The organism is Hyphomicrobium sp., assembly GCF_041674905.1.
GTDB lineage: Bacteria > Pseudomonadota > Alphaproteobacteria > Rhizobiales > Hyphomicrobiaceae > Hyphomicrobium_B.
Genome location: NZ_JBAYUV010000047.1, coordinates 1 through 25,656 on the forward strand (window position 1 = coordinate 1; position 25,656 = coordinate 25,656).

The 25,656-nt window shown below is 58.9% G+C and carries 27 protein-coding genes; 10 read left to right on the forward strand and 17 right to left on the reverse strand.

The annotated features are described in order from the left end of the window. A partial coding sequence (locus WC026_RS15365) for a PQQ-binding-like beta-propeller repeat protein (RefSeq protein WP_372711887.1) occupies window positions 1–756 on the reverse strand: 756 nt, incomplete at its 3' end. A 343-nt stretch (window positions 757–1,099) separates the two neighbouring features. Between WC026_RS15365 and WC026_RS15370 the strand changes: the two genes are divergently transcribed. Beyond that, a complete protein-coding gene (locus WC026_RS15370; protein WP_372711888.1) occupies window positions 1,100–1,417 on the forward strand; it encodes a hypothetical protein in 318 nt (105 codons plus the stop codon). A 115-nt stretch (window positions 1,418–1,532) separates the two neighbouring features. On the opposite strand, the gene WC026_RS15375 is transcribed toward WC026_RS15370, so the two are convergent. Beyond that, window positions 1,533–2,729 carry a succinylglutamate desuccinylase/aspartoacylase family protein gene (locus tag WC026_RS15375; protein WP_372711889.1) on the reverse strand — a complete coding sequence of 399 codons (1,197 nt, stop codon included), beginning with the start codon at window positions 2,727–2,729 and terminating at the stop codon, window positions 1,533–1,535. A 104-nt stretch (window positions 2,730–2,833) separates the two neighbouring features. Between WC026_RS15375 and WC026_RS15380 the strand changes: the two genes are divergently transcribed. After that, window positions 2,834–3,085 (forward strand): hypothetical protein, encoded by a 252-nt coding sequence (locus WC026_RS15380; RefSeq protein ID WP_372711890.1) that lies wholly within the window; start codon window positions 2,834–2,836, stop codon window positions 3,083–3,085. A 156-nt stretch (window positions 3,086–3,241) separates the two neighbouring features. Here WC026_RS15380 and WC026_RS15385 read toward each other — a convergent pair whose 3' ends face one another. From WC026_RS15385 to pedF, 5 genes are all read right to left on the reverse strand, one after another. Beyond that, window positions 3,242–5,005: a PQQ-dependent methanol/ethanol family dehydrogenase gene (locus WC026_RS15385; RefSeq protein WP_372711891.1), complete on the reverse strand. Its 1,764-nt coding sequence runs from the start codon at window positions 5,003–5,005 to the stop codon at window positions 3,242–3,244. A 168-nt stretch (window positions 5,006–5,173) separates the two neighbouring features. After that, a complete protein-coding gene (locus WC026_RS15390; protein WP_372711892.1) occupies window positions 5,174–6,142 on the reverse strand; it encodes a quinoprotein relay system zinc metallohydrolase 1 in 969 nt (322 codons plus the stop codon). After that, window positions 6,139–6,972, reverse strand: coding sequence for a quinoprotein dehydrogenase-associated SoxYZ-like carrier (locus tag WC026_RS15395; RefSeq protein ID WP_372711893.1), 834 nt, complete (start codon window positions 6,970–6,972; stop codon window positions 6,139–6,141). The genes WC026_RS15390 and WC026_RS15395 overlap by 4 nt, the downstream gene beginning before the upstream one ends. A 22-nt stretch (window positions 6,973–6,994) precedes the next feature. Then, window positions 6,995–7,810: a substrate-binding periplasmic protein gene (locus tag WC026_RS15400; protein ID WP_372711894.1), complete on the reverse strand. Its 816-nt coding sequence runs from the start codon at window positions 7,808–7,810 to the stop codon at window positions 6,995–6,997. A gap of 73 nt (window positions 7,811–7,883) precedes the next feature. Continuing rightward, a complete protein-coding gene (gene pedF / locus WC026_RS15405; protein ID WP_372711895.1) occupies window positions 7,884–8,315 on the reverse strand; it encodes a cytochrome c-550 PedF in 432 nt (143 codons plus the stop codon). 258 nt (window positions 8,316–8,573) lie between these two features. Here pedF and WC026_RS15410 point away from each other — a divergent pair, with 258 nt between their 5' ends. Together WC026_RS15410 and WC026_RS15415 are read left to right on the forward strand one after the other, a co-directional pair. Continuing rightward, complete coding sequence (locus WC026_RS15410; RefSeq protein WP_372711896.1) at window positions 8,574–9,599, forward strand: PQQ-dependent catabolism-associated beta-propeller protein; 1,026 nt, start codon at window positions 8,574–8,576, stop codon at window positions 9,597–9,599. Window positions 9,600–9,655: 56 nt separating this feature from the next. Continuing rightward, on the forward strand, window positions 9,656–10,198 hold the full coding sequence (locus WC026_RS15415; RefSeq protein WP_372711897.1) for a rhodanese-like domain-containing protein: 543 nt from the start codon (window positions 9,656–9,658) through the stop codon (window positions 10,196–10,198). A gap of 138 nt (window positions 10,199–10,336) precedes the next feature. Here the strand turns inward: WC026_RS15415 and WC026_RS15420 are convergent, their stop codons facing one another. From WC026_RS15420 to WC026_RS15435, 4 genes are all read right to left on the reverse strand, one after another. Further along, a complete protein-coding gene (locus WC026_RS15420) occupies window positions 10,337–10,924 on the reverse strand; it encodes an HdeD family acid-resistance protein (RefSeq protein ID WP_372711898.1) in 588 nt (195 codons plus the stop codon). Window positions 10,925–11,134: 210 nt separating this feature from the next. Continuing rightward, entirely contained in the window at window positions 11,135–11,857 is a 723-nt protein-coding gene (locus tag WC026_RS15425; protein ID WP_372711899.1) for a hypothetical protein, read from the reverse strand. A 172-nt stretch (window positions 11,858–12,029) separates the two neighbouring features. Continuing rightward, complete coding sequence (locus tag WC026_RS15430; protein ID WP_372711900.1) at window positions 12,030–12,314, reverse strand: GlsB/YeaQ/YmgE family stress response membrane protein; 285 nt, start codon at window positions 12,312–12,314, stop codon at window positions 12,030–12,032. 150 nt (window positions 12,315–12,464) lie between these two features. Further along, window positions 12,465–14,201: a cytochrome c biogenesis protein DipZ gene (locus WC026_RS15435; RefSeq protein ID WP_372711901.1), complete on the reverse strand. Its 1,737-nt coding sequence runs from the start codon at window positions 14,199–14,201 to the stop codon at window positions 12,465–12,467. Between the two features lie 285 nt (window positions 14,202–14,486). Here WC026_RS15435 and WC026_RS15440 point away from each other — a divergent pair, with 285 nt between their 5' ends. Further along, on the forward strand, window positions 14,487–15,269 hold the full coding sequence (locus WC026_RS15440; protein WP_372711902.1) for a DUF1194 domain-containing protein: 783 nt from the start codon (window positions 14,487–14,489) through the stop codon (window positions 15,267–15,269). A gap of 138 nt (window positions 15,270–15,407) precedes the next feature. Here WC026_RS15440 and WC026_RS15445 read toward each other — a convergent pair whose 3' ends face one another. From WC026_RS15445 to WC026_RS15465, 5 genes are all read right to left on the reverse strand, one after another. Further along, window positions 15,408–15,608 (reverse strand): hypothetical protein, encoded by a 201-nt coding sequence (locus WC026_RS15445; protein WP_372711903.1) that lies wholly within the window; start codon window positions 15,606–15,608, stop codon window positions 15,408–15,410. Between the two features lie 169 nt (window positions 15,609–15,777). Then, complete coding sequence (locus tag WC026_RS15450; protein WP_372711904.1) at window positions 15,778–16,587, reverse strand: formylmethanofuran dehydrogenase subunit C; 810 nt, start codon at window positions 16,585–16,587, stop codon at window positions 15,778–15,780. Then, entirely contained in the window at window positions 16,587–17,489 is a 903-nt protein-coding gene (gene fhcD, locus WC026_RS15455; protein WP_372711905.1) for a formylmethanofuran--tetrahydromethanopterin N-formyltransferase, read from the reverse strand. The genes WC026_RS15450 and fhcD overlap by 1 nt, the downstream gene beginning before the upstream one ends. After that, window positions 17,486–19,150 carry a formylmethanofuran dehydrogenase subunit A gene (locus tag WC026_RS15460; protein ID WP_372711906.1) on the reverse strand — a complete coding sequence of 555 codons (1,665 nt, stop codon included), beginning with the start codon at window positions 19,148–19,150 and terminating at the stop codon, window positions 17,486–17,488. The genes fhcD and WC026_RS15460 overlap by 4 nt, the downstream gene beginning before the upstream one ends. 20 nt (window positions 19,151–19,170) lie before the next feature. Next, entirely contained in the window at window positions 19,171–20,457 is a 1,287-nt protein-coding gene (locus WC026_RS15465; RefSeq protein ID WP_372711907.1) for a formylmethanofuran dehydrogenase, read from the reverse strand. A gap of 221 nt (window positions 20,458–20,678) precedes the next feature. On the opposite strand from WC026_RS15465, the gene WC026_RS15470 reads away from it, so the two are divergent. From WC026_RS15470 to WC026_RS15485, 4 genes are all read left to right on the forward strand, one after another. Continuing rightward, window positions 20,679–21,233: an SRPBCC family protein gene (locus WC026_RS15470; RefSeq protein WP_372711908.1), complete on the forward strand. Its 555-nt coding sequence runs from the start codon at window positions 20,679–20,681 to the stop codon at window positions 21,231–21,233. Further along, window positions 21,233–22,183 (forward strand): beta-propeller fold lactonase family protein, encoded by a 951-nt coding sequence (locus WC026_RS15475; RefSeq protein ID WP_372711909.1) that lies wholly within the window; start codon window positions 21,233–21,235, stop codon window positions 22,181–22,183. Before WC026_RS15470 ends, WC026_RS15475 begins: the two co-directional genes overlap by 1 nt. 178 nt (window positions 22,184–22,361) lie before the next feature. Continuing rightward, window positions 22,362–23,045 (forward strand): hypothetical protein, encoded by a 684-nt coding sequence (locus tag WC026_RS15480; RefSeq protein ID WP_372711910.1) that lies wholly within the window; start codon window positions 22,362–22,364, stop codon window positions 23,043–23,045. Next, window positions 23,042–23,401, forward strand: a complete 360-nt coding sequence (locus WC026_RS15485; RefSeq protein WP_372711911.1) for a hypothetical protein — start codon at window positions 23,042–23,044, stop codon at window positions 23,399–23,401. Before WC026_RS15480 ends, WC026_RS15485 begins: the two co-directional genes overlap by 4 nt. An 83-nt stretch (window positions 23,402–23,484) precedes the next feature. Here WC026_RS15485 and WC026_RS15490 read toward each other — a convergent pair whose 3' ends face one another. After that, on the reverse strand, window positions 23,485–24,453 hold the full coding sequence (locus WC026_RS15490) for a quinoprotein relay system zinc metallohydrolase 2 (protein WP_372711912.1): 969 nt from the start codon (window positions 24,451–24,453) through the stop codon (window positions 23,485–23,487). 447 nt (window positions 24,454–24,900) lie between these two features. On the opposite strand from WC026_RS15490, the gene WC026_RS15495 reads away from it, so the two are divergent. Continuing rightward, window positions 24,901–25,656: PQQ-binding-like beta-propeller repeat protein (locus tag WC026_RS15495; protein ID WP_372711913.1), on the forward strand; the 756-nt coding region annotated here is incomplete at its 3' end.

Genomic DNA, 25,656 nt, shown 5'->3' on the forward strand with positions numbered 1-25,656 from the left:
CTTCCACTGATCGCCATTCCAGGTCTTCAAGGACGAGTCCTTGCCAACCGGCTTGCCGAGCATCGTGGTCTTCTCGGGATCGACGAGAATGTCCGAATCCGGGCCCATCGAGTAGGCGCGCCACACGCGCTTGCCGCTGTTGATGTCGTAAGCGGTCATAGAGCAGCGGACGCCAAACTCAGCGCCCGAGATGCCGACCACAATCTTATCCTTGACGACCATCGGAGCCTGCGTGCCGGTCTCGCCCCTCTTCGGATCGCCATTGACGACCTTCCAAAGTTCTTTGCCCGTCTTGGCGTCGAGAGCGACGAGCGAAGTATCAGCCTGGTGCAGGAAGATCTTGCCGTCGGCATAAGCGAGGCCACGGTTGACCGTATCGCAGCACATCACCGGGATGACCGCGGGATCCTGCTTGGGTTCATATTTCCAGATGATTTTTTGCTCGTCGGCGAGGTTCAGGGCGAACACGATGTTCGGGAACGCCGAGTGAAGCCACATGGTGTCGCCGATGACGAGCGGGCCGCCTTCGTGCCCACGCAGGACGCCGGTCGAGAACGTCCAGGCCACTTTGAGCTGGCCAACGTTTTCGGTCGTGATCTGGTCAAGTGTCGAGTAGCGGGTACCCGCATAGTCACCGGACTGGATTGCCCAGTTATTCGGATCACTGGTCAGCTTGATCACGGATTCGTTGGCCCAGGTGGGCCCCGAAAACGCGACTGTCGCCAGCAGACCGCATGCGAATGCACTTTTGCGCATTGAGCTTCCTCCAAAGATTGCCACGCATAAAAGCGTTCAGAGAGCGCCGCTCACCACCAGCATTCAATTCGGCGGGATTTATTCCCATCTTCGCTCTATATGCCGGAGGCTTTTTCACAATACCGATGTGAAAAAGCGGCAATTTTCGTGAACGTGTTCACTAACTCATTCGCGGGCAATTTTTGCAATATCAGCGGTCATAAATACCGGAAACTTTTCTAGAAAATATGCAAATGGGAAAATCTCTAAATTATTGCAGGAACATTTTCTGGGTTTGCATTGGTATTTTCCCAATTACTTTTGGCGTAAATGTTTTTTGGTTTGAACCGATCAAAGGAATTTCATGCAGCGTGTTTTTCTCAAGATCATCGTCGCAACGCTGGTGACGGCGCCGCTGACGTATGTCTGCACATCAACGAGCATGGCCAACACGCAAGCACCGAGATGGGAGGTTGGAACGATCTGCCAGACTGCGAAATCCGTGACGGCATGTACGCGGAGAGAAGCCTTGAGCCGGACGACGGTGCTTGATCGATGGCTTGCGACCTCCGATGGCGATCGGCAGTTCTGCCTGCAAGAGTTGATGGCCAACCACGTCGAAAGTTTCTGGAGCTTGCTCGATTGCTTGGGAAATCGCGCGATAGCGAACGACACAAAATAGCGCCGGGCGGGTTAAAGATCCCGTGATGATCTCCGCGCTGAATGAACACCAATGATACACCAGTCCCATCCAGCGCCGTCAGATGGGTGGGCAGGGCGATCGAACGCCAGATGAGCTATTCAGGATAGACTTCATTTCCTGTCGTTGTCTTGTTGAACAGGATGAAGGCCAAGGGATTGCCGGGCTCCGACATGGCATCGCTGCGCTGGCCCGTTATCTCTCCCTCGACGCCGCTTTCATATTCGGCGACGACCTCGCCGAAGCTGTTGCGCTGAATGGCAACCTTCTGTCCAGGCGTGACCTTGTCGTTGAGCTTGACCAAATGCTCGACGAGGCCGCTTTTGGTGGCCAGGATCGGAAACGAGCTATTGCCGACAAAGACGGTCACATCCTTGGCCGTCCGCCCCATCGGTCCGGCAACGATACCGTGATGCTTCAGCACATTCATCGTGCCTTCGATAAACAGGGCGACCATTTCAAGATCGAGGACTCGTGCGGCGCCGATCTCTGGCGTGAAAGAGTGGATGCCCGCGTCGATAAACGCGTTATGCAGGACGCCGGGATATACGTGATTGTCGAAGACTTGGCCAACCGGGTAGAGGTCGACCATCGCCTTGATTTCCGGCACGTCCATGCCGGCGATGTTGAACGCGGTGACTTCGAAGCCCGTCGTTCCAGTATGAAAGTCGATTGCGAAATCGGCGTTGGGCCGCAGAAGCCGGTTGAATACCAGCGCGGCGTGTCGGCTAGTCGCGGTGGCGCCATTCTCGTTGCCCGGCCATTCTCGATTCATGTCGATGAGATCGGCGCCTCTGCCATAGTTGGGCCATCTGCGCTGCATGCCTTGCAATGCTGGTCCGGATATATCCGTCACCGCCATCACCGTGCCCGACATCGCGGCAGGATCGAGCTTGTCCATAACGGCCTGGACCGTGTGCACTGAACTCATCTCGTCGCCGTGGACGCCGCTGACCAGGACGGCCCGTTTACCAGGCTTTGCACCTTTGGCGACCGTCACCGACACATAGCAGTGTTGGCCGGTGGGCAACTGCACGCCTTGAAAGTACAAAAGGTGCTTGCGTCCGGGTTCGAGGTCGTTGACGTCGAGTGTGCTGACGACTTTCTTTCCCTGAATGACATCGCCGGTGAAGACCGTCCCTGAGAGCTTGTCTGTTGCCGCGCCGGCAGAGACGCCTTCCGCGCCTTGGGCTTCAGCGCGACCGGCGGCAAGAACGGTGGACGCACCAACCGCAGCGACCGATGCGATCATGAAGTCGCGACGATCGACGTCTTCATTAGACTTTTTCCACATGACGGGATCCTTTCGCGGTGAGCATGTTCAAACATCGACATGGTACGACGCAGCGAAAATTGCGCAAATCAAGCTTCTGAGTCCCGCCACTATCGCTAAGCCGAATGACGGTTCACAAAGCGACAAGCCACGTTTCAAAACGGCGGACGGAGGGTTTCGAAGACCTCGTCAATCTTGCCGTCCTCGCGCTCGTCATAGGCACCAGCACGATATTCAAGGAGTGCCGCGTGCTGCGCGAAGCTGAATGGCGAACTGCCAACATGCGGCGCAAGCTCGAGGATTACGACAAAGCGCGTGAGCCCAACATGGCGGGCGGGCCCGACGGGACTAAGTTCGAACTCGCCCCATGCCTATAAAAAAATCGTAGATAGCTAAGGTGGACTCGGCGCCTCTCGCGACGAAGCTTCGGTGTGCATTGAGAAATGCCCCCTCATCGCCCGTCGGCCTGAGTTGCAAAAAAGGCAAGTCCGGAGACTTGCCTTTGAGACGTGTGCGTGGCTTTGGAAAAAAGTTTAGTTTGAGGCTGTTTTCTTCGGAAGCTTGAAGGTCCAGACCATTCCGCCTTGGTTCAGGTGCTGGACGGTTTTCGCAACTTCACCACCCCACAGCGGAACCGCGCCACCCCATCCCGATATAACCGAGATCAGCTGTTCACCGTCCTGTTCCCAGGTGATTGGTGGTGCGACGATTCCCGAGCCCGTATTGAAGTGCCATAGCTCCTTGCCATCCTTGGCATCGACAATCTTGAGGTCGCCTTCGGGTGTTCCGTAAACGACGAGACCGCCGCCGGTTGTCAGAACACCGCCCCACAGTGGAGCTCTATTGTTGATCTGCCAGACGATCTTGCCCGACGCAGGGTCGACGGCCTTGAGCGCACCGATATGATCTTCGAAGATCGGTTTGATCGTGAAGCCGGCACCAAGATACGCGGCGCCCTTCTTGTACGTCACCGGCTCGTTGTGGATGTCCATGCCCCACTCGTTTGCCGGAACATAGAACAGCTTCGTGTCGGGGCTATAAGCCATCGGCTGCTGGTTTTTGCCGCCCAGGAAGCTTGGGACCGAGAATGCCGACTTGCCCGGTTTGCCGTCCTTGGCGTCTTTGGGATCGCCTGGGCGATTGTCTGTGACGAATTTCGGACGGCCGTTCTCATCGAGACCGGTAGCCCATGTAATCTTCTCAACGAACGGGAAGCCACGGATGAATTTCCCGTTCTCGCGGTTGAGCACGTAGAAAAATCCGTTGCGATCCGCGGTCGCGGCAGCCTTGGTGCCATCGAGATCGAACGAGACGACCTCGTTCACGCCGTCGAAGTCCCAGCCATCGTTGGGTGTCGTCTGGAAACCCCATTTGATGTTGCCGGTCTCAGGATCGATCGCCAGTCGTGAGCATGACCAGCGGTTGTCGCCCGGCCGCATGTGGCTGTTCCAGGGGGCAGGGTTGCCGGCGCCGATAAAGATCGTATTGGTCTCGGCGTCGTAGGTGCCACCAAGCCACGTTGCGCCGCCGCCCGTCTTCCAGAGATCGCCCTTCCAGGTTTCGTTCTTCGTACCCGTCATGGTCGAGTCAGCGCCGTTGAGCGTGCCCATATGGCCTTCGATCGTGGGACGCGTCCAAACGAGTTCACCGTTGTCGGCTTTGCGCGCATCGACGCGGCCGACGATTCCGAATTCACCGCCCGAAACACCGGTGACGATCAGAGGTCCGAACGTCTTGGAAGGAACGACCAGCGGCGGAGCTGTATAGGAATAGCCACCCTTGAAGTCGTCGATTTCTTTCATCCAGACGACCTTTCCGGTCTTCTGGTTGAGCGCGACGAGCTTGGCGTCGAGCGTACCGAAAATGACCTTGTCGCCGATGAGCGCCGCGCCGCGATTGACGACGTCGCAGCAAGGAAGAATGCCTTCCGGAAGGCGCGCATCATACTGCCAGATCTCATGGCCGGTCTTGATGTCGATCGCCCATATGCGGCTGTATGAGCCGGTGACGTACATGACGCCGTCTTTGACGAGCGGTTGCGATTCCTGGCCACGCATTTTCTCGCCGCCGAGCGACATGGCCCAGGCGGGAACGAGGTTCGAAACGTTATCTTTATTTATCTGATTGAGCGGACTGTAGCGTTGACCTTGACCGCCGAGGCCGGCAGTCACGACATCTTGGGTGGTCTTCGCATCGTTGACGACATCTTGGATTGAAACATCGGCACGAGCGACGGTCGATATGCCCAACGACAGCGCAATGGCGCTGGTCGTAGCCAACCATCTCCAGGTTTTCATTGCAGATCCCTTTTGGGTTTGCGTTTCCAGGCTTTCCTCCCTGTACGGATTATTATTCCGCTTGAATTCGGGAAATTCGGGAGGAAAGCGCGGGCAAAATACCCCTCTGCTTTGCCGGGAATAATTGGAAATAAGTCTATTCGCCTAAAGTGGCGCCTTTGACAAAAATCATCCGCGTTCGTCTATTCGCGGCCAGCGCGATGCCTCGAGCTGAGGATAGAGATGCATGACTGAGCGCTCGTACTCATAGCGCGCAAGTGCGATGCTCGTGGTCCAATCCGGAAGCGGAAGCTTGATCGCTTCCGAGATGTCGAGCCCGCGATCGAAGGCGTCTGCGATAATGCGCGATATCGTTTCGAGCCAACGAGACGTCTGCTCGATACCACGGATGCCGCGTTCGGTCGGTCCATGTCCCGGCACGATCATCGCATTGGGTATGGCGGAAAGGTTCGCCAAGCTCACGCGCCAGCGCTCGATATCGGCATGTGGTGTGGTCGGAGCGCGATCGAGAAAGACAAGGTCACCGGCAAAAATTATTCCGGTCTTTTCATCGAATAACGCAAGGTCGGAGGGCGTGTGTCCGCGCATGAGCAGAGGGCGAAGTCGGCGGTTGCCGATATCTTCAGGCGCACCGAGAACGATCGCTTGAGGTAAAACGAGTTCGGTTCCCCGCATCCAGTCGCCGACGGCGCGATACATCGAATCGGAAAATGCGTTTCCGTACTCCTTCATGCCGTCGATCGTGCCTTGGGTCGCGGCCAGAATTGCAGGATCGAAGGCTTGATTGCCGAACATGTGGTCGGGGTGGAAATGCGTGAGATAGACCCGAACAACCGGTTTGCCCGTCAGCTCCTTGGCAAGCGCCATCAATGCTTCGCCAAACCGGCGTGACGGGCCTGTGTCGATCAGAATTGCGCCTTCCGTGGAATCCAGGATGGCGACATTGGCGATGGCGCCGCCGTTCCTTTCATCGATTGCTTCATCCGATCCGCGTGTCACCCACACACCGTTCGTCAGCTTCCGGGGCTTGAGATCGTACTGATGAGGCTCGGCTCTGCCTGGCGGGCAACAGCAGAACAATGATAACGCACTTGCTCCGAGCAAGAGAGATTGGCGGCGCGTCAGGATCGAGGTCATGGCGCGCTCAATGATCCTTCGGGCTGATCGTTGCGGCTTTGGCGCCAGGGCGCGATCAGATTGGCCCGATAGATTTTGCCGTTGTTATCACGACTGTCGATATTGAGCCCCGGATCCTGACGCGGAAGATCGACCACAAGAGTCAAGGTTGGATTTTGGCTAACCGGCTCGAACATGGCGAGGCGCGCCAATGTGGTGCCCGCCGCCTCTTTCGCTTCGACTTTTTCGATGTAATAGGCGGGCGTATTGCCCTGTCCGAGGCCCGTATCCATGGGATGGCTGATGCGGAAACGGGCCCGCACGCTGCCGTCTTTTTCCTGCCATAGGCGGCCCTGCGTTTCGCCCAAGGTGTCAAACCAGGAAACGCCGCCGTTCGCTTTCGGCGGCGCCGTGCAGCCTCCGCCCGCCGCGTTCAGAAATACGCCGCCAACGTGCCAGACGCCGTCTTCGGTCAGCGCCGCGGCCCTGACCGGAGTCGCTTGCTCGATCTTCATCCGGAACGCAACGAACGCTTTGGCCTTTATCGGTTCGAGTTCCAACGCAAGTTGAATGGGATTGAGGTCGGCAAATACGATCAGTTTTTTGACGCCATCGATCAGGCGCGCATCGGCCGTCACCGGCACTTGCGCCTGGTTCTCGACGATAGGCGGCACGGTGACCTTCACGCGGTCGTCGAAAACCACTGTGGCTTGGCCAAAATACCGCTCGGATAGCGTTTCCCACATAGGAGATTTGAAGGCCTCGTCGGGCACCCCGGCATGTGTCGGCGTTACCGACGTGAGCATCAGTGCAGCGAGCCGAACGATGTTATAAGAGGAAAGAACCGACATATCCTGGCATCGCCGTTTAGTTCTATTGATTGGATACACCATCTTCGATTGGCGGTTCAATGTACGTTACGCCATACGATCTGAAGATCTCCGCGAGTTTGCCGTTAGCCTTCAGTTTTTCGAGACTGGCTTGCACGTGATAGCCAAGATCGCGGCTATTTTCTTTCCATGCCATGCCGACGATCCACTGGTTGCGCACGATGCCGTCCATGACAGGCTCTACAATGCGAGGCATGACACCAATATCGTGAAGCAAAGCCTCGATGCGGGCGCGCTGCCCCATAAGAGCGGCAATTTCCTTGCTCTTGAATTCCTTGGCGCCGTCTTCCGCCCTTACGTGATGGGCGATGTTGTCGATCAGCGCGCCATCCTCGAATCTCATTAGGAAATAATCCGAGACGGTGCCCAATTGCACGCCGATCTTCATCCCTTTGAAGGTATCGAAGGTTGGATTGAGCCCGGTGCGATCGCTATCGATGGCGAGGGCGATGCGCTCCTGGAAATACGGATTGCCGATTACGGCTTCCGGATTGCGTGCGGCGAACTCACGATCGATCGGAACGTGCATCATCAAATCGCCAACGCCGCCGCCCGTCAGAGGGCCCTTCCAAACATTGACACGCAGGTCATCGTCGCCCTTTTCGCCGGGCATCCTGAGAATGATTTCCGGCTTCACTCCCATCTCATTGGCGATTGCTTTGGCAATATCGACGTCGATGCCCTTGGGCGCGCCATTATCGTCCCAGGAAAATGGCGCGTTATCGAGATAGGCAATGATGCGCAGAATGCCGCTGCCGACGACCTCGTCGAGAGGTCGTGCGGCGACGGCCCCCGTCATCCCGATCGCGGCTCCCAGGGCGCATGCCAATCGAATGGCCAATCGGGACGTAAAAATGCGAAACATGTGAAACCTATTCTTCGTGCTTGGACTCGAGAAAGGCGCGGATGGCCCACATTGCTTCCTGAGAGAAGGTGCTTTCGAATGCGGGCATGATCGTCGTCCCCTCCGAATTCTTCTTGCCGTGACGGATGCGCTCGATAAACCACTCGTCGCCGACTTTTCCCATCTCAAGATAACGCAAGTCAGGGGCCATGCCGCCGGAAATCACCTCAAGACCGTGGCAGCGCGCGCAGTTCTGATTGTAGCCGGAAGCGCCGATCGCGATTGCTTTTGGATCGCCGCGATATGGATTTTCACTCAGCCAATCTTGCCCAAGCTGCTTCAGCTCGGAAGCATCGATCGGTTGCGGTGTCACGTCGCCGTGAGCAAACGCGTTATTGCCGACGTGTATTGTAACAGCCAATGCGACGGCCACAGCCTTCGCGGCACGTGATAACGACATGTTTAGGCTCCCTAGGCACTACCAAAGTTTCCTGGCTTTTTTTCCAGATATACGGGGAGCGCAGTCGCCCACTAATTGCCCATTAGTTCAGTGTGCTGAGCTTGGCGTCGTTTTCTGGCGCGTTTTTTAAGGGGGCAATACGAACGTCGTATTGCGGACGAATTGACATCCGCGAAGGTGGCGCGCGCCGTGTGCAGTTATATTTGCGGTCGTTAGGCATCTGTGGAAACGCCGGATACCGGCGGCGAGGGGTCTAGGATGGTTCGACGTGCTTTGCTGACGTGCTGGTGCCTGACGATGTCCATGCACGCGGTGAACGCCGACGAGATCTACGTTACGAACGAAAAAGACAATTCCGTTTCCGTGATCGACGGGCGCACGCTCAGCGTCGTCCGTACGCTCGCCGTCGGCAAACGGCCACGCGGGATAGCGTTCTCCCGCGATTTCACGAAGTTCTTCGTGTGTGCAAGCGATAGCAACTCCGTCCAAGTCTACGATGCAACGACGGGAACGATGCTGCATGATTTGCCGTCAGGCGCAGACCCCGAGCAGTTTGCGCTCTCGCACGATGGACAGCGTCTTTATATTGCAAACGAAGATAATGCTGTGACGACCGTCGTCGACGTCGGGACGCGGCAGGTTGTCGGACAGATCGACGTCGGAATTGAACCTGAAGGCATGGCCGTTTCGCCGGACGACAAAATCGCCGTCACGACCTCCGAAACGACCAATATGGTGCACCTGATCGATACCGCGACCTTCGACGTGATCGCGAATGTTTTGGTGGATCAACGGCCCCGATATGCTCAGTTCACGCCGGATGGCGCCAAACTCTGGGTGTCGTCCGAAATCGGTGGCACGGTCTCGATCATCGATGTTGCGAAGCGTGAGATCGAAAAGAAAATTACGTTCGCCATTCCAGGCGTTGCGCGCGACAGCATTCAGCCCGTTGGGATTCGCATGACGCGTGATGCGAAGACGGCATTCATTGCTCTCGGCCCGGCAAACCGCGTTGCGGTCGTCGACGTCGAAACGGCCACGCCGAAATCCTACGTGCTTGTCGGCCAGCGTGTCTGGCATCTGGAGCTGTCACCGAAGGAAGATTTCCTATTTACGACGAACGGCGTCTCGAATGACGTCACGGTCGTCGACACCGCTAGTTTGCGCGCAATCAAATCAATCAAGGTCGGTCGTTATCCCTGGGGCGTGGCGAACCGAGCGACTCCCGAGCATACGGCCGGCAGCGCTCCGCTCGATAGCAAGACGCCAACAGAAACGCGCTGAAGACAATGTGGAAGCTGGTGGCTTTGCTTCTCGCGTGGTCGGTAGCGAGTGTCACTATGAGCGTGGCCGACGAGACCTTATTCGATCTGGCCACAGGCTATCGCATTGCTCACTATCGCTCGCCGACACCGGAAAGTGTTCCAGGCGGCACGCGGATCATGGCGGCTGACGTTCCTGAACTTATCGCCGGACAGCACGCAATTCTCATCGATGTCATGCCGTCAGAAGGCGCCCGGCCGGAACCGAAATCCGGTCAATGGTATTTGCTGAAATCCCACCAAAACATTGCCGGATCGACTTGGCTCGCTGATGTCGGGCATGGCGTGCTTAATCCGGATCAGTCCAGGTATTTCACAGAAAACCTCGCGAGACTCACGCACGGAGACGTATCTCGCGCCGTCATATTTTATTGCAAGGCCGACTGCTGGATGGCGTGGAATGCGGTCCGTCGGGCTGCGGCCTTCGGCTACCAGAATATTTACTGGCTAAGCGAAGGCACGGACGGTTGGACCGACTGGGGAGGCGACCTCGTTGACGCCAAGCCAGAACCTTTTCCAGAGGTGCATCAAAAGTCTTCGAACTCGGCTGCCAAGCCGTAGCCAAAGGACGGTGTCGGCAAATCGGGATGGTGCGTCAGCTTTCAGAGCTGAACATCACCTTCGAATACGTGCCCACGCGGCGGCCCCACGCGGCGGCCATGATAGCCGCCGCAAGCTGCTGGGTTCAGTGTGCTGCCGTCAGATCCGAACTTCCGCGTGCTTGCGCAGGCGTAGCGAGAAGCCGACGAGCAGGAAGCCATAGATCAGCGCAAAGATGCCGATGGTGAAGGCGAGACCGAGCGCGCCGGCGCCAGGGAACATCAGGATCAGGATGCCGAACAGCACCGAGACGACGCCGCTGGCGATCAAGAGCCATTCGCCATCGATTTCCTTGCGCAGCCGGATTGCGCCGACGATTTCAAAAACGCCTGCGGCGATCGCCCATCCGGCGATGAAGTACAGCAGGACGAGGCCGGTGATGCCGGGCCAGGCTAGCGTCACGGCGCCCGCCAGGATGCCAAGCACGCCGACGAGTGCGAGCCACCAGCGCGGCGTCGGCGTATCGCCCATGATGGCGGCGCCGATTGCGAGGCCTCCGTCGAACAGTGCGAACACGCCGTAGAGAACGACGAGCGTCAAAAGCGAAAGGCCGGGCCACAGAATGGTCAGCACGCCAAAGATGATCGCGCAGATCCCGCGCAACAGAATGAGCCACCAGTTGCGGGCCAATCCATCGAGCATGGGTCGCATGAGAACGGTGCCGGGGGGATAGGTTCGTGCTGTCATGTCAACCTCTCTGGAGCTGGAGCTTGGAAAGGATCAAACTGCGTATTTCAGTTTCTCTACGGGCCGCGATGCCGTCAATCGAGGACGTACTTATGCTGCGGACGGAATGGAGCTTGGTAAATAAAAGCGGAAAAACGAAATCTAAATTCGACGAAATATAGCACTCTTTTCGGGAGTCTGGGAGCCTATCGCTCTTAGAGCTTCTGAAATTTATTCACCGGCAAGGCGTTTGTTGCGTTTGTCTATCCGCTGCTTTTCCTTTTTCGCAGCGATTTTCGCCTTCTTGTGAGCGGTCTCAGTTTCGGCTTTCGATTTTTTTGCCGTCTTTTTCTTAGGCCCCTTCGCGGCAGTTCGCTCGCTGTCGACCGACGTCGATTTTGCCGTTGGAGATTGCGTCCGTGATTGCGGCGCGCGTGGCGACGGCAAGTCTTCAGCGGAAGGGTCTTCGATGAATTTCGGCTGACGCTGTTTTAAGGCTGCGAAGGTTTGCGCGTCGATCGTAAGCTTTTCCGTTTTGTGAGACGTTTCGCTCGCCGTATCGGATTTTTTCTCTCCGCGCGGACGTGCTTCGGTGTTGCGCGCCGCCTCATCGGCTTTTGCAACCGCTATCCGCTTCTGTTTCTGCTCTTCGTTTTTTTGTTTTATAGGAGGTTGCTTGGCCGCGGTCTTCGCAGCCAGAATTTCCTGCCTTGTCTTCTCGACCTCGGCCTTGGAAACCTCACCGTCCGCGATCAGGGCGTTCAGGCACGACTTCGACAGCTTCGGACCTGCGCGCCTCATGCAAATGCGCAGTTCCTTCGATCCGACCTGAAATTTGCTGCAGTAGGCGTAGTAATCGCTGGCGCAGCTCATCTGGGTCATAAACCCAATGGCTGAGGCACCGGAGGCCGGCAGCAGCAGGGCTGCCGTTGCTAATGCGAGTTTTTTGGTCATGGCTCAGAGCTATCTGTACTGCGCAATACCTCACATAGTTCCAGATGTGCCCCTTGGGGGCGTGTCATATGCGCGTCACGCGTTCAGGTCTGCCGAATAAGGCCGACGAATGATGGTGAAGACCGTGTTCGCAGCAAATATTCGGATTTGATCCCAGACTGTAGCGAGATGTCTAAGGGAGAGCGGAGCGCTGGTAATACCAGATCGCGGCCAGCACGATCAGCGAGCCGATGACCGCGGCAATCACATCGCGCAGCGAGATCGCATACCGGTCGAGATCCGGAAAAAGGCCGAGGATGCGAAACAGAAAGCCTCCGATCAGCGCGCCGGCCAATCCAAGTACGAAATTTTTCGCGCGGCCATAGCCTTCCTTGCTCCAGGTGCTGAGCGATCCGGCCAATGCGCCACCGATGAGACCGATGACAATCCAGACGATGAACTGGTCGAGTGTCGGCATGTCGCGACTCCAGTATTCGCACCCGAGGGCGAGTCTACACCGATTTGCAATTCCGGAATAGATTATGGCGCACGACGTTGCTTAACGACGGTTAACGGGATCGTGACAGGCCCTTAGATCGCCGTAGACCTCCCGCGCGTTGCGGTTTTCCTAGCCAAACGTAAATGCATAAGCGTTGACGCCGGGGTCGAGAAATTCGATCGCGAATGTCCGCTCCTGAATATCGCCGTTCTGGCGAACCAGCTGATAGAGCTTTCCTCCGGTGACCGTTCCGCTGCCGTCGGGAGCGACGTCCGTGCCGTGACTGTCGCCGGGTTCCTTGCCGTCGATCGTCACGCGAAAGCGAATGGGTTTCCCGTCGGCGCCCGGCCCGAGAACGAGGTGCAGGTCGCGCGCCCGAAAGCGATAGACGATGCCGCCGCCTGCGGAATTGAGCGCCGCGTGCTCGGCGCCGATTGTCCAGTTTCCGTTTAAGCTCCATTGATTGAGCGTTTTCGGCTCGCCGCTGTAGTCGCGCGCGGCATTACGGACGGTATCGACAGCTGAGACGAAATTCGCCGCTCGCGCATAGCCGACGTAGGTTTCCGGCGACGCGACGTTGGTGAACAGAGACGCGGCCTCCACGCCTGAGCCGGAGACGTTCACCATCTCGTCGGCGACATTGGCTTTCCCGGCCTCGGCCAGAAGCTTTTGGATGACGCGCTCGGAGCCTGCGTAATCACCTTCGCCGAAATGATGGTGACGGATGTTGCCGTTGGCATCGATGAAGTAGTGCGCGGGCCAATATTGATTCTTGAAGGCGCGCCAGATCGCGAAGTTGTTGTCGATGGCGACCGGGTAATCGATCTTGAGATCGGAAACGGCCTTGCGCACGTTCGCGATATTTTTCTCGAATGCGAATTCGGGAGAGTGCACGCCGACGACGACGAGGCCCTGATCTTTATATTTTTCCGCCCAGGCGCGAACGTAAGGAATGCTTCTGATGCAGTTGATGCAGGAGTACGTCCAGAAGTCGACCAGCACGACCTTGCCCTTCAAGTCGTCCGGTGTGAGCGGCTTTCCGTTGAGCCAATCGACGGCTCCCGAAAGCGGGGGCGCACGTCCTTCGATCGGCAACGTCTCTGCAGTTGAGGCGAGTTCGCGTTGCTCGCGCACGGCCGGATTGGAATGAAGCATATTGACGAGGCGCTGCTCCAAGGGCGCCGTGCTTGCGAGCGACAATCGCGTCAGCAAGCCGGTATCGGCTCCGGCGCCAATTGCAACGACGGCAGCGAGCACCGCAACGCCCAGCCCACGACGAATCCATTCGCCAGTGCCGAGTGACCGTTTCATTGCATTGAAGATGCGTCCGCCTGCCAACAGCGCCAGCGCCAACGACGTTGCGGCTCCCGCTGCGTACGCCGCGAGAAGGAGCGTCGTGCGCGCGCTCGCGCCTTCGAGCGCCGCGCCTGTCAGGATCAATCCCAGAACCGGTCCGGCGCACGGCGCCCATAGAAGTCCGGTTGCGACACCGAGCAAGAGCGACGATCCTGGAGATGACTGCGTGCCATTCGCATCGGCTCTTTGAGCAAGGCGATTGCCGAGGGCGACTGCAGGGCGCGACAGGCGCTCGGACAACTCGGGAAAGATCAGCGTCAATCCGAACAGCGCCATGATGACGAGTGCAATGATGCGCCCATAGTCGTTGGCGGCGACCGCCCAGCCTCCGCCGATCGCGGCAAGAGATGCAACGAGTGCAAAGGTTACGGCCATGCCTACGAGAATCGGCAATCCGCTTTTCAGGAATGGCTGTCCGGCGCGCGAAAAGACGAACGGCAGGACCGGCAAAATACACGGACTGAAGATCGTGAGAATTCCGCCGAAATAGGCGAGGAGAATTAGGAGCATGCCATTTCACCCTATCTGCGAATGCCGAAGCGTCGAGCCTGGCGAACGCAACATCTACGCTCCGGAACTCGGCGACGTTACCGGCTTAGAGCCACGACGCTCGATATTGCGCACGTGACGGGTTCTACTTTTTGCCCGGCATCGCCTCTTCTCGTTTGTCCCATGGCGGCCTAGGCCGGCTGGACATTGGCCGCGGCCAGCATCGGTGCTTGGCGGGTCAGACGTCGTTTGCTAGGTTCTACCACTTGCCGCACCTACAAATGCAGGATCGACATCCCAAGCGTCATGAAAAATCTCACATCGGCGCTTGGCGCAATACTCGTGATTGCGGCCGCCTTGCTTTCCGGCGGCAGCAAGGCAGCGAATGATGGAGCCCCTGTCGATACGGCTCTCGTCGTGTCCGTCGACGTTTCGAATTCCGTCGATGAGGCGCGCTATAAACTGCAGATGGAAGGGATCGCGAAAGCTCTCGAAGATCCGGGTGTGATCGAGGCGATCACCGGCGGCTCGAGCGGCGGCATCCTGTTCTCCATGGTGACGTGGGCCGACAAACCGGCATTCGTCATTCCGTGGATACGCATCGCCAACAAAGCGGATGCGCTCGCCGCCGCACAGCGCGTCCGCAAGTTACCGCATCAAGGCGGCGAGTTCACCTGCATGACGCGGATGCTGCGGTCGGCAAACGATAAGATCGTGCCGCAAATCCCGGCCAAGGCTGCGCGTGTCGTCATCGACGTGTCGGGCGACGGTCCGGACAATTGCAATGCCGACGAGCCGATCGAAAAGGTGCGCGACGAGCTTGTGGCCAACGGCGTCACGATCAATGGCCTGCCCATTCTGCTCGACACGCCCGATGCGGGCGCGCTGCTCCCCAAGGCCGTGCCGGGAGGCAAGCCGCCGCTCGAGCAATGGTACCGGGAGCACGTCATGGCGGGGCCGGGAGGCTTCGTTCTTCCGGCTCTCGGCTATTCCGATTTCGAGCGCGCCATCCGGCAGAAATTCGTGATCGAAGTGAGTGGCGTTGCTCCGCCCGCCAGCATGACGTCGGTCGCGAGCGCAGCACGCTAAACTAGAGTGCGTCCGGAAAAGCGGGAACCGGTTTTCCGCCAAGAAGCACGGCAAGGCAAAGAGCTCGAGCTGTTCCGCGCTTCCACCAAAATCGGAAAGGCTCTAGCCATCGCCGAAATGCGGTCGCGGCGTGCGGTTCTAAATGTCGTTTTCGCTCGTCGACGCGCAGCGCCAGCGCTTGATCTGCCAGCCGGGATGCTCTTCGTTCCATTGCGCGAAATATGGCGGCGCTTCCGACATGCAATGCGAAGCATCGATACCTTCATTGATCGGTATCTTATAATCCTTGCAGACCGTCGGCTGGTTTGCGAGGCAGGCGGAGAGAACGATTGCGAGCATTGGCGTTTCGAGCCCTTCGGACGGAGAAACGGATCACGAAATCCGCCGTGATCTCCCCTGTCGCCCGCTCGCCAAGAGCGGGCGCTGATTTCACGCCGGTATTCGCAAGCCTACTACGTCAACGACGGGGAAGAAATTACGAGCCATTACGTGCCATCCAACCCGATCACTAGGCCGGAAGCAAAATTTCGCCGCGTCCGATCGTAGCCATGTCGCCGCCAATCTTCCGAACAAACAAGGGCATAGGCGCTGGAGCGAGGGCGCCGAGCGCACCCTTGAGATAGCGTGACATGACTCGCACGATCACGAGATCGTGTTTACCGCAGTCGACGAACGTCGGCAGCAGGCTCTCGACGCTCGGTCCGATCAGAGTGCCTCGACGCATCATAAAACCGGGCAGGCGACCGATGCCGCCTTCCGCCCAGATCGTGCCGCCGATCATGCGCGTGCCTGCGCCTTCGCCGGTTTTGCCTTTAACGATGATCGTGCCGCGGCGCATCTTCTCGCCGGCCCGGGCGCCGATGTTGCCGCCGATTACGGCCGTGCCGCCGAGCATCCCGAAACGGTCGCCAGGGATGAAGCCACCAACGTTATCGCCGGCATTCCCCGAGACGTGGATGAAACCGCCGGTCGACCCGGACGCCAGGAAGTTTCCGGCGTTGCCGCGGATTTCAAGCTTTCCGCCTGACATCTTGCGGCCGGCGTAGGACCCGACGTCGCCGACGACGCGGATGGTGCCACTGTCGAGGCCGCCGCCAACGAAATCGAGGTTGGCGCCTGCACCTTCGATCGTCAGCGTTTCGCCCGCGGTGCCATGAATATCGAAGGCATCGCCGAGCGGCAGGCCGCCTTTGTCAAAGCCGACATTGATCAGTCCGATTTCGTGGGACGTCAGAGCCGCAAGCTTTGCAGGCGTGATGCCATCGAGGTTGATCCGCGCTGTCGCGGGCGCCTTGAAGCGCAGCGTGAGGCCGCTCATCAGATCAAATCCTTCAGATGGTAGTGGTGCTGACCAAGCTTGCCGCCGTAATTTCCGGCGGTGATGCGGGTGACGCCGCGCTTGGCGCCGGTATCCGTCACGGCCTTGAGACCGGCGCGCATCGCGTCAGCAACGGCCTTCGAGGTCAAGCCGTCGATGACGATCTCGAGGACGGCGAGCGTATCGGGGCCAAGTTCGCTTTTGACCGTGCCGCGCAGCGTCGGGCAGAAGGCATCGTTCGACGATGCGAACATGCCCGCGTATTTGGCGCCGACCTTACTGCCCGAGCGCACGATGCCGCCGGGGAATGGCGTGATGACGTCGTCGATCTTAGCGATGGCGTCAACGGCGGCTTCCGTCGTTTCGAGAAGACCGGCGCGATCGGTGCCGAGGATCAGCATGTTGCCACCGCCGACCGCTTCGGTGGTGACGCCCGTTTCTTCCTCGACGACAAATTCGCCATCCATCACGGGGACGCGCCAATAGCGGCTGTCGCCGAGCTTCTTCGCCGTCTGATAACCGTCGCCGAAATAACGCGGTGCCTTACCGAGGCCCAGCGACTGCGCCGCCTTCAGTCCCGAGTAGCACGCAGAGCCGGGGCTCGTCAGAACGCACTGGCCGATCCGGTTTCGAATCTGCGGAACGAGTGCGTCTGGAGAAAAGCCGAACATCAGGATGCGGACGCCGGGACGTCCGTCCGGCGTCTCGTCGGGGGTCAGCTCTTTATCGATGCCGCATTCGGCGCCGCAGCCGATCACGGATGTGCCGAAGCCAGTGGCGACCGTCGCTGCGATGCGCGCCCATTTGAGCGTGTCGGCCGTGATGATGATGCCGGTGCCGCTCATGCCGAAGGCTTCGGCGAAGGTATCGTCGATCTCGACACCGTTGACCGTTTTGCTCATGCTACGCGCGCCTTCGTCGGTTGAATGATAAGAGAGCCGCGGCCATTGTCTGTAATCTCTTCATCCGACAGGCGGAAGTTCTCCATCCGCACGGTGTTGTAGTCGTCGAAGTAGCGCTTCAGCTGGCGTTCGATGCCGCGGTCATAGTCCGGCCGCGCGACGTGCGTCGCGCCGTTCACCGCTTTGATGATCTTGCCGTTGCGGACGATCAGTTCGCCGTTCTTGAACAGCATCTCGGGCGTCGCGAACATGGCTTCGCGATCCGGGTTGTCGTCATAGACGGTAATGTCCGCGCAGGCACCGACTCCCAGATGTCCGCGATCGACGAGGCCGAGGCTGCGCGCCGGTCCGGCGCGCGTCATGATCGCGATCTCGTAGAGCGAATATTCGCGATCGAGCGTCGCGAGCGTCGAGTACTTCAGCGCGTCCTGATTGATCGTGCGCGTGACCTCCTGACGGAAGGTCTTGTCCATCAGAAGCCGGATCAAATGCGGATAGCAGGTGAACGGGCCGCCGTTCGGATGGTCGGTGGTCAGGAACAGACGCCAGGGATCGTTGATGAGCAGGAACAGTTCAAGCCCAATCGCCCACTGTAGGGCGTTGACGAAGCTCTTGTCGCGATACTTGAACGGGACGACGCCGCAACCCGCATCGCACTCGATATCCATCACGACCCACTTTTTCGGATAGGCGGATCGCGTGTTGACGAACTGGCGCATCGAGTCGCCGGATGCCGTGCACGTCTGGCCGAACATGACCTGGCCGACGTCGCACGAGACATTCGGGTTCGTGTTGACGGCTTCGGCGACCTCAGCCGCAGCGGAGGAGAACTTCATGTCTCCTTCGGTGCCGTAGCTGTGGAATTGGATGTGCGTAAGGTGGATCGGCAACCCTTCGGCGCCCTTGATCGTCGCGAGCGTCGTCTCGACGCCACCGGGTATGCCGAGATTGCAGCCGTGAATGTGGATCGGATGCACGACGCCCAATTCGTTGAGGCCGCGCGCCAGCGTCACGATGATATCGCGCGGGGTGACGCCGTAATAGACGTGCTTCTCGTCGAGATCGAGCTTGCGTTGGTTGAACTTGAACGCGCTGATGCCGCCGGGATTGACGACCTTGACCGCGATGGCCTGCGTCGCGTGCATCGTCCAGGCGATATAATCTTTGATCGCCGAGAAATCCTGCTTGCCCGCGAGCTGGCGCAGGAAGAAATCATCCGACCCGAGCATCGCGAATGCGCCCTTGTCGATGATGGCGGTGTCGGCAAGCTCCATGTGTGCCTGGCGCGCGTTGGCGGGAAGCATCGCCGGCTCGAATGCCGCCGTGTAGCCCATCTCGGCGTAGCGATAGCCGGCCGTCATCGTCGAGGGAATCGCATAGCCGACGCCGGCGCGCGTGACATCGGTTCGCTCGAACTCCTGGCCGATGTGGTCTTCAGGCAGCATCATGCGGGCGATCGTCATTTTGCCGCCGCCAATGTGCGAATGAGGATCGATACCGCCCGCCATGATGACCCGCCCGTGGACGGGATATTCGTGATCGATCTTGGCGTTCGGAAGCGGCGATACGATGCGGCCATCCTCGATGAAGATGTCGCGAATTTCGCCATCGACGCCGTTCGCGGGATCGTAGATGCGGCCGCCTGTAAGCTTGATGAGCATTCTTGATCTCGATTGTTGGCCTAGAGGGCGGCTTCGATAGAGGCGAGCACGTCGATGGCGGACGGGAGCTTGGACTGGCGAAGCTTGCGCAACGGCAGCGAAACGACGTTGTCGACACGGATGATGCGGCCGGCGTGATCGACGCCGGGCGTCCCGACCGGGATGAAAACCTTCGGTTTGCGGCTGAGCTTCAAGCCAGGTGTGCCGAGAACGATCGTCGGAACATCGGTCTCCGGCGGAACGAGATCATCACCGAAGGATGCGAGCCAGACGAGAAGATCGCTTTCCTTCGCCGCCAGCATGCGCGCCGCATCGTAGCGCTCGGCGTCGTACTCGGGCTTGCCGTTGGCATACGAAACGCGAAGCGGGTAGCCCGATTGCCAGGCACAGACGGATATGGCGGACGGCGTGCCCTCATTGCCGCCAAGCGAGAGGCCGGCCGAGCGCGACGTCGCGTTGCCTTCCTTGATGAATTCGCAAATGGCCTGAACTGTCAGATCGCCACCGGCGAAATCGAAGCTTGCCGGGTTCCATACGACCACGCTGTAGGTCGCCGCTTTGAAGCGCGCGAATAAATCTTCAACGGTTGCGCGGGGCACACCGCCGATTGTGTCGCCGGTAATGCTGATGCCCTTCTGCATCGCACGCATCGCGTCCAGGATTTCGCCGATGCGATCCGTCTTGCAGGGGATGGTCAGGACTTCGCCTATGCGCGGACCTTTGGCGGCGGACTGATCCAAACCGTCGCCCAGGAATATGACGGTGCGCTTCGGCGGATTGTCGGAAAACATCGATGCTTCGTTGCAGACGACGCGTTCGAAAAAGCGCGGATTGCTCTTGTTGATGTCGCAGCCTGCGATGATAAACAGGTCGGCGCGGTTGCGCGCTTCCGTAAGAGTTGTCGTCAGCCATCCGCTCGATTGCATGACGCGGGTGTTGCGATACGTGGCTGCGCTCAAGGCGTGATCGACGACCCCGCCACCGCGCTCGGCAAGCGCCATGACGGCGCGCATGCCTTCGACCCCCGTTCCAAGTCCGCCAAAGATCGGCAGGCGGCTTTCGCGAATGAGCTTGGCGGCCGCCGCGACGGCCTCTGCGAGGGAAACGTTTTTGCCGTCAACCTGTGGGCTTGGCTCGAGCAGCGGGCGCTCGAACCCGACAACGGATTTGGCGCAGCCATTCTTGAGAACTTTCAAGCCGCCGCTGCCGGAGGGACCGATCTCGAGATCGTCGCAAGCGATGCCGCAGAAGGGGCAGGCGATATTCTCAAAATGATTTACGCCGTTCCTCGACTTTTCGGATTCCAATCCACCACCTCTTAGAGCCAAGGACGCTACCCGGCGAGATTCGACATTCGTACAAGTCGGGAGGTAAACCAACTCTCACCCTGGCGGTCAAGCGTGCTAAGGGGCTGCGGCACGGTGCGACACAATTTGCTATCTCAGGTCAAGTTTGGCGCTCCTACTGTCCGCGTCCGGCCGAAAGGCCCAAGTCGGACTTTTGCAACTGAAGTCTCCGGAGGAATTACATGTTGAAACGCTTGGCGATCGCCGCCGCGATCTTGGGGTCACTGCCGATTGCGGCTTGGGCTCACGGTCCTTCGCGCCAGAAAGTCACCGAATCCGTTGAAATCAATGCACCTGCCGACAAGGTCTGGGCGGTCGTCGGCAATTTCCAGGACATGAGCTGGGTGCCCGCCGTCGCCAAGACGGAAGGAGCCGGCGAGAACAAGCCTGCGAGCGGAACAGGCAACGACGGCGCGACCCGCAAGCTGACACTCAAAAATGGTGGCGTCATTGAGGAGACGCTTGACGCGTATGACGCCAAGGAAATGACCTACAGCTACGAGATCACCAAGGTCGACGTGAAGGTGCTGCCGGTTAACGATTATTCGTCCCACCTGACGGTTACGGCGAATGGCGCCGATAAGTCGACGCTGGAGTGGAAGGGCGCCTTCTATCGCGGCTTCATGAATAACGACCCGCCGCCGGAACTCAGCGACGAAGCTTCAAAAAAAGCCGTGACCGATCTTTACAAGAGCACGCTCGAAGCCGTGAAGGCGAAGATCGAAGGCGGCAAGTAGTGCTGCATCGCGTTCGCGCCGGCGTAGCGGTTGCTGTCCTTATCCTCGGCGGACAGCCATCGGTCGCGTCGGCGGCCGAAGCGTTAACCACCAACCAGCCGGCCGACAGTCTGTCGTTCGTCGATCTTGCAACGATGAAAAGCGTCGCGACGATCGCGATCGGCGGCAAGCCGGCCGGTATCGCGCTTTCACCCGACCGGACGAAGGCCTACGTCACGGCCCCCGACAGCAAGGAACTCGTCGAGGTCGATGCCGTCACGCGCACAGTGACAAGGCGATTGACGTTGGGCGGCGGACCGCTTGGAATTGCAGCGCATCCCACATTGCCCGAGGTCTACGTCGCAGACTGGTTCTCACACCAGGTCGTCGTCGTCGACACGCGGTCATTGAAGGTTGTTGGAACGATTTCCGTCGGCCAGTCGCCGTCCGGTCTTGCGGTGACGCCCGACGGCCGCCTGCTTCTCTCGGCCGATCGCGACAGCGACTCCGTATCGATCATCGACGTCGCGACGCGCTCACGCGTGGCCTCGATTGCGGCAGGTCGGCGTCCTTTTGGGATTACGATCGATGCGAAAGGCGAGCGCGCCTACACCACTAACGTCAAAAGCAACGACGTCACCGTGATCGACATTGCCTCGCGGCGCACCCTTGGCAGCATCCCGACCGGGCGGCGACCGTATGCGGTCGCGCTGGCGAACGGGCACGGCTTCTCGACGGATCAATATGGCGGTAGCATCACCGTTTTCGATCTCGAGAAACTGTCGCCGCTCAAAACCGTTCGGGTCTGCGATCACCCCGAGGGCATCGAGGCTGACGCATCGGGTGGCGATATCTACGTGGCGTGCTGGGGCGATAACGTTCTGATCCGCCTCGATCCAGAAACGCTCAAGGTTACCGGCAAGGCCGACGTCGGCGATGGGCCGCGTTCCTTCGGGAAATTCCTTCGCTAAGGTGAGGTTACGCGGTTTTAAGTTCCGCGCGGGTTCATCTTCCGGCATCTTGCTACCAAACTTACCTACCCGCCGGGCGGCTCAGGTTACCGAATATTCCTTTGATATCTGGTCAATCCACGGAGCCGGCGCTAAAGAGCGGGAAAAACATGCAGATTTCGACGCCTGGAGGAACACCGTGACATTGAGAATTCCCTTCGTTGCATTCGCCGCGCTCGCCTTGCTGCTTCCCGCGGCTGCCCTCGCCTCCGATACGCCGAAACCCACCGACATCCTTTTTAACCGCCCGCATATCTCCAACATCGCCGCTGGCACCGTCCTCGACTACAAATTCACCCGCAAGCCGTCCAACGAGAAAATGCTTGGCGCGGGCTTCACCGACGACATCACGGTGACCGTCGAAAGCGACGCGACGGAGGGCAAGAAAAACGTCCTCGTGCAGATGTACACGGGCGATCGCGCCCGCGATCCGCAGCGCATTACCGGCATGGACGGCAATCCGATGATGGTCGTATGTCTCGACAATGCGGTTTCGCATTTCCGCGAGCTTGCCGGTGGCGACAACGCGTATCTCAAGAATACGTTCAGCCGCTACCTCGCCGAGCGGGCGACGATTAAACCGGTCAAGATCTTGTACAAGGGTGAGGACGTCGACGGATATGAAATCACCGCGACGCCTTACGCGGACGATCCCGCGAAATCGAAAATGGGCGGCTTCGAAAACGCGACTTTCAAGATCGCGCTGTCCGAGAAAATTCCGGGTTATCTGGCGCGGGTGATCGCAGACATCAACAATACAGACAAAGCCGCGCCGACGCTTGTCGAAACGACGACGCTCGAGGGTGTGGGAGATGTGAAATGATGAAGGCTATCAAGAATACCCTGTTTGCACTGATACTCTCAGCCGCTGCTCCGGCGGCTGTCGCGATCGCCCAGGAGCTGCCGGCGAACGATTATCCGACGGTGGCGCGCGCCGATTATGTTTACGCTTGCATGGCCGTCAATGGCCAGACGCGCGACATCCTCGAGAAGTGCTCGTGCTCCATCGATCAGATCGCGTCGCTTCTGCCTTTTCCGGAATATGAGGAAGCCGAAACGCTCCTGTCCGTCGGATTGAAGGGCGGCGAAAACGTCGCCTGGACGAAAATTCCGAAGATGCAGGAAAAGATCAAAAACATGCGGCGCGCGCAGGTCGAAGGCGAGTTGCGCTGCTTTTGATTGTCCGCGTCCGGCGGCCGGCTTCGCGAAGCGGAGTCGCCGGACGCAACCAATGATGCGGAGCCGGCCGCCGGACGCGGGTCTTATTCCCACTCGAGTTCGGTGAACGCGGCGGTGACGTTCATGCCGTTGAGATCCGCAAACAGTTGCCAGTTGTCGCGCTCTGATTGACCGGCGGTCTTAAGCGCCTGCTCGAGCGTGGCGCCCTCCTTGATCAAGGCGCGAACGTCACGGGCGATCGTTTCCAGGTAACGCAGCTCCGGACGTATCGCGTCGGGCCACGGCATCGATTTCGGACCATGGCCGGGAATCGCACGGGCTGCTTTTTCCGCCATGAGTTCGGGGATCAACTTCAGCCATCCGACAATGGAGCCGTCGAGCGTCGGGATGTGACCGGAGAACAGGAGGTCACCCAGCATCAATGTTTCGGTGGCGCTGTCGAATACCGTCAGGTCGTTATCGGTGTGGGCGGTCGGTCGCGCCTTGAGCGTGAGGTTGCGGCCGCCGAGATCGAGATCCAGCGTGTCGCTGACCAACTTGGTGGGGATGACGATCTTCGTTCCGGCAAAGCCGCTCTCGCCAAGCCGTACCTGCGCATTCCGCAGATAGCTGTCGGCACGTGCCGACAGCGCGGCCGGAAGCTTGTGGTGTCCGACGAATTCCGCGCCAAGGCCTTCGAAGGCCGCGTTTCCGAGCACATGATCCGTATGCATATGGGTGTTGATGACGTAGCGGATCGGCTTGTCCGTTACCTTGGCGACGGCTTCGCGCAAGGCCTTGCCGGCGGTGTAGGAGCCGCCGGTATCGACCACCGCTACGGTGTCGTTCCCGACGATGATGCAGGAGTTGGAAATATCTCCGTGGTTGCCCGCGGTGACCAACTCGTAGGGCGCGACGTGGACGAAAAGACCCGGCGCAACTTCGGAAAGGCCGGCGTCTTTCTCCGCTGCGAACGGACGGCGCGGAAACAACGACAGAAGCGCTGTCAAAGCAGCGCTGCGTAGGAAATCTTTGCGCGATAGACGCGCGAGCCGGCGGGAATTTTCTGTCATGTCGATCTCGCTGCAATAAGCTGAAAATCCGCTCCTTTGCAAAGATCAGATTTTGCTCGCGAGCGATCACGAAACCGCGATTTCACGTGATCAGCCGCCAAATTATTCACGAACGTTAGAACTAGACGTGCGCTGCAGCATTTGTGCTGCGATGCGAGAACTCCCTTTGTTTCCGATGATTTTTTTGGTCAGATAGGTTGTCCTAATTTGCCGCATGAGCGCAGGCGTCGCACTTCGTGTTGCGGACCTAGGGAAAAAATGTCTACATGCCGCTCGTTCACGGGGACCTACCGGTTCTACACGGTTCCGTGAAGAAACCCTTCAAGGGCGAGATTAAGACGGGAAAAAATCCCGCAATATCCTCGGCTTCGAGGGCGGAAAAACCGGAAGGTTCTCGGGATCAACTTGCAAGCGTGGCAAGACTTTTCTCAAAATGGAGGAAGCGCAATGCGCAAAAGTGCATTCGCATGCGGTTTGTTGGCGACAGTCGCGTTTTCGGGGCCCACCTGGGCCAACGAATCCGTGATCAAGGCGTCCAGCGACCCGGCGAACTGGGCAATCCAGTCTGGTGACTATGCTGGTACCCGTTACTCGACACTCGACCAGATCACGACCGAAAACGTTGGCCAGCTCAAAGTGGCCTGGACGTTCTCGACCGGCGTTCTTCGCGGTCACGAAGGCGGCCCGCTCGTTGTCGGCGACACGATGTGGCTTCACTCGGCGTTCCCGAACATTGTGTTCGCCCTGAACCTCGCCGACGAGCAGAAGATCATCTGGAAGTATGAACCCAAGCAGGACCCGTCGGTCATTCCGGTGATGTGCTGCGATACGGTCAACCGTGGCCTCGCTTATGCCGACGGCAAGATCTTCCTGCACCAGGCTGACACCGCACTCGTCGCCCTTGATGCGAAGACGGGCAAAGAACTTTGGAAGGTCGTCGATGGCGATCCGAAGAAGGGCGAGACCGGCACGCAGGCTCCGATGGTCGTCAAGGACAAGGTCGTTATCGGCATCTCGGGCGCTGAGTTCGGCGTTCGCTGCCACATGACCGCTTACGACATCAACAGCGGCAAGAAGGTCTGGCGCGCCTACTCGATGGGCCCGGATTCGGACATTCTCGTCGATCCCGAGAAGACCACGATGCTCGGCAAGCCGGTTGGCAAGGACTCGTCCTTGAAGACCTGGAATGGCGATCAGTGGAAG

Bases quoted from the DNA above. Each gene is read 5' to 3' on its own strand.
- WC026_RS15370 (WP_372711888.1), top strand. From the start codon at position 1,100: ATGCAGCGTGTTTTTCTCAAGATCATCGTCGCAACGCTGGTGACGGCG.
- WC026_RS15375 (WP_372711889.1), bottom strand. From the start codon at position 2,729: ATGTGGAAAAAGTCTAATGAAGACGTCGATCGTCGCGACTTCATGATC.
- WC026_RS15380 (WP_372711890.1), top strand. From the start codon at position 2,834: ATGACGGTTCACAAAGCGACAAGCCACGTTTCAAAACGGCGGACGGAG.
- WC026_RS15385 (WP_372711891.1), bottom strand. From the start codon at position 5,005: ATGAAAACCTGGAGATGGTTGGCTACGACCAGCGCCATTGCGCTGTCG.
- WC026_RS15390 (WP_372711892.1), bottom strand. From the start codon at position 6,142: ATGACCTCGATCCTGACGCGCCGCCAATCTCTCTTGCTCGGAGCAAGT.
- WC026_RS15395 (WP_372711893.1), bottom strand. From the start codon at position 6,972: ATGTCGGTTCTTTCCTCTTATAACATCGTTCGGCTCGCTGCACTGATG.
- WC026_RS15400 (WP_372711894.1), bottom strand. From the start codon at position 7,810: ATGACGGGGGCCGTCGCCGCACGACCTCTCGACGAGGTCGTCGGCAGC.
- pedF (WP_372711895.1), bottom strand. From the start codon at position 8,315: ATGTCGTTATCACGTGCCGCGAAGGCTGTGGCCGTCGCATTGGCTGTT.
- WC026_RS15410 (WP_372711896.1), top strand. From the start codon at position 8,574: ATGGTTCGACGTGCTTTGCTGACGTGCTGGTGCCTGACGATGTCCATG.
- WC026_RS15415 (WP_372711897.1), top strand. From the start codon at position 9,656: ATGAGCGTGGCCGACGAGACCTTATTCGATCTGGCCACAGGCTATCGC.
- WC026_RS15420 (WP_372711898.1), bottom strand. From the start codon at position 10,924: ATGACAGCACGAACCTATCCCCCCGGCACCGTTCTCATGCGACCCATG.
- WC026_RS15425 (WP_372711899.1), bottom strand. From the start codon at position 11,857: ATGACCAAAAAACTCGCATTAGCAACGGCAGCCCTGCTGCTGCCGGCC.
- WC026_RS15430 (WP_372711900.1), bottom strand. From the start codon at position 12,314: ATGCCGACACTCGACCAGTTCATCGTCTGGATTGTCATCGGTCTCATC.
- WC026_RS15435 (WP_372711901.1), bottom strand. From the start codon at position 14,201: ATGCTCCTAATTCTCCTCGCCTATTTCGGCGGAATTCTCACGATCTTC.
- WC026_RS15440 (WP_372711902.1), top strand. From the start codon at position 14,487: ATGAAAAATCTCACATCGGCGCTTGGCGCAATACTCGTGATTGCGGCC.
- WC026_RS15445 (WP_372711903.1), bottom strand. From the start codon at position 15,608: ATGCTCGCAATCGTTCTCTCCGCCTGCCTCGCAAACCAGCCGACGGTC.
- WC026_RS15450 (WP_372711904.1), bottom strand. From the start codon at position 16,587: ATGAGCGGCCTCACGCTGCGCTTCAAGGCGCCCGCGACAGCGCGGATC.
- fhcD (WP_372711905.1), bottom strand. From the start codon at position 17,489: ATGAGCAAAACGGTCAACGGTGTCGAGATCGACGATACCTTCGCCGAA.
- WC026_RS15460 (WP_372711906.1), bottom strand. From the start codon at position 19,150: ATGCTCATCAAGCTTACAGGCGGCCGCATCTACGATCCCGCGAACGGC.
- WC026_RS15470 (WP_372711908.1), top strand. From the start codon at position 20,679: ATGTTGAAACGCTTGGCGATCGCCGCCGCGATCTTGGGGTCACTGCCG.
- WC026_RS15485 (WP_372711911.1), top strand. From the start codon at position 23,042: ATGATGAAGGCTATCAAGAATACCCTGTTTGCACTGATACTCTCAGCC.
- WC026_RS15490 (WP_372711912.1), bottom strand. From the start codon at position 24,453: ATGACAGAAAATTCCCGCCGGCTCGCGCGTCTATCGCGCAAAGATTTC.